3 protein-coding genes are annotated in these 2,472 nt (G+C 56.6%); 2 read left to right on the top strand and 1 reads right to left on the bottom strand.

The features are described 5' to 3' along the window. Positions 1 to 10 precede the first annotated feature (10 nt). Complete coding sequence (locus tag AACS18_RS16140) at positions 11 to 235, top strand: zinc ribbon domain-containing protein (protein WP_042056368.1); 225 nt, start codon at positions 11 to 13, stop codon at positions 233 to 235. A 372-nt stretch (positions 236 to 607) separates the two neighbouring features. Here the strand turns inward: AACS18_RS16140 and mltF are convergent, their stop codons facing one another. Beyond that, on the bottom strand, positions 608 to 2,092 hold the full coding sequence (mltF, locus tag AACS18_RS16145) for a membrane-bound lytic murein transglycosylase MltF (protein ID WP_005344877.1): 1,485 nt from the start codon (positions 2,090 to 2,092) through the stop codon (positions 608 to 610). Between the two features lie 149 nt (positions 2,093 to 2,241). Here mltF and AACS18_RS16150 point away from each other — a divergent pair. After that, a partial coding sequence (locus AACS18_RS16150; protein ID WP_146184780.1) for a hypothetical protein occupies positions 2,242 to 2,472 on the top strand: 231 nt, incomplete at its 3' end.

Below are 2,472 nucleotides of genomic sequence, written 5' to 3' on the forward strand. Positions count from 1 at the left end.
GGAGTTGATTATGGAAGCCCTGCTTTGTCCATCATGCCAGGCTGAACTGGATACCCGCAGCAAGGAGCAAACCTGTGGCCAGTGCCAGGCTAACGTTCACGTTACGGCCATCTGCCCCACCTGCCAGCAGGAGCTGGAGCGTCTCAAGGCGTGCGGCGCAGTGGATTACTTCTGCAACCACTGCAACTCGCTGATCTCCAAGCGGTCGGTACAGTTCAAGGCTGCGCTGGTGTAAGACGATAATCAGGTGAGAAAGAAGATAAAAAACCCGGCGAATGCCGGGTTTATGCTGTGTGCTCTGCAATAAGCAGGGTATAGGATCGATTTCTGCGCCACAGATTGCGCTTGATGTCATTAAGCTTGAGTTTGCGTCTGGGGCTCCAGCTGCACTTCGCTTTTCTGACCAGACTGATTTTTCTACGTTTTTGCATCTTGGTCTCCTCCCAACTCAGGTGGCCATCCCGGCCTTGGGTCATTGATGGAGCCCATCCGAAATTGCTGTTATTTAATCTCTCAACATAATGAAAACAATGCGATTTCGGATAGGCTCCGATGTGAATCGATGGTAACAGAGAAGTTTGCGTGAAAACAGCCGAATAATGGCTGGTTAGCGCATGGTGATCTGATTGACCACTTCGGCGATGGCGGTGGGGCGCTCGGCCAGCTCGGGCTCGCTGTCGTTGTCGAGACTCTCCCGCTGATGTGCCTTCTGCTGCTCGTTGTCGAGCCAGAGCAGACTCTGGTAATACTGGCGCACGTTGTTGACATAGTTGCGCGCCTCGCTGCCACGGGCATAGCCGTAACGTACCTTGCGGTGCCAGCGCGCTTGCTGCAGCAGCGGCAGCACCTCTTTCACGTCGCTCCAGGCGTCGGGATTCTTGCCGAGCTCTTTGGTCAGGCGGCGGGCGTCCATCATGTGGCCGTAACCGATGTTGTAGGCGGTGAGGGCAAACCACACCTTCTCGTCATCGGGCACAGAATCCGGCACCTTCTCCATCATCTGTTGCAGATAGAGGGAGCCACCTTTGATGCTCTCTTCCGGATGAAGCCGGTCGTTGACTCCCATCGCCTTGGCGGTGGGCTCGGTCAGCATCATCATGCCGCGCACGCCGGTGTAGGAGCGGGCCTGCGGGTCCCAGTGGGACTCCTGATAGCTGATGGCGGCGAGCAGACGCCAGTCGATATTCTTGGCGTGAGTCTGGAACAGCGGCTGGTACTTGGGCAGCAGGCTCTTGGCGCGCTTGAGGAAGGTGCGGGTATCGACAAAGTCGAAGTTCTGCACGTGGCCGAAGTACTTCTCGTCCAGCTTGGCGATGGCACCATCCATAAAGCGCTGACCGAAGAAGTCGATCACGCTGGCATAGAGGCTGTCATCGGGCAGCTTGCTCATGGCCCAGGCAACGGTCTGCTTCTGGGCCAGGGTCAGCCCCTCGGTGAGCTCCGGGTAGTAGCGCTGGGTACGGGCCAGCACGGTATCCTGCACCACCGTGTAGTCAATCTTGCCATCCACCACCTGCTTGAGCAGCTCCTCTACATCGGCGTTGTCGCTGGTGCTCCAGGCTAGTTTCGGATTTTCTTTGCTCATCTCTTTGAGCAGATCTTCACCGGTGGAGCCGGCGGCCACCACCAGCTTGCCCTTGATATCGTTTAACGAGGCAGGCTTGGGTTTGCCGTTGCGGTAGACCAGTTTGGGAGAGACCTGATAGAAGCCTGGGCCGAAGCGAAACAGCTCGCGCCGTTCGGGGGTGACCATGATGGCGGCAGCCGCCAGATCGAGTTTGCCCTTTTTCAGCAGGGTGACCAGTTGGTCAGTGGTGTCGACCGGGATGATGGTGAGTTTCACCCCCAACCAGTCGGCATAATTTTGCGCCAGCTCGTAATCGAACCCCTGGGCGAGGTCGTCACGCTGGTAATAGGAGGTGGGACCATAGATGGTGCCAACCCGGATCTCGCCTCGCTGGCGGATCTGCTCCAGCTGGCTGGAGGGGCTATAGAAGTCGCAGCCAACCAGCGTCAGCGTCAACAACAGCCCGATAAACAGTCGAAAAATGCAGCGCAAGTAGGTGAGTACCTTTGTTGAAAAAATCGGCATTTGTCAAAAAAGAGGCACCTTTATACCAGAGAGTGTGCGCAGAGTCACACTGCACGAAGTGAGAAAAACGTTTGTCCGCTGTGAGCCAGATCCCTATAATACGCGCGTCTCAATTCCCCCCCACTTTAAAACTTGGTGAGAAAGGTCATATGGATATCTTGCGTGGTGCCCCAGCACTGTCTGATTTTCGTGTCCAAAAACTGCTGCAACGCTTCGCACAGATGAGAAACGAGAGCGGAGTAGAGATAGAGGATGTCTATGCCGAGTATGTGCACTTTGCCGAGCTGACAAGCCCCCTCTCTCCCCCCGAGCGAGCGACCTTGGGCCAGCTCTTGCGCTACGGCCCGACCATCCCCGAACACACCCCCAGCGGTCAGCTG

It is taken from the genome of Aeromonas sp. HMWF015 (genome assembly GCF_963878965.1).
Taxonomy (GTDB): Bacteria; Pseudomonadota; Gammaproteobacteria; order Enterobacterales; family Aeromonadaceae; genus Aeromonas; species Aeromonas veronii.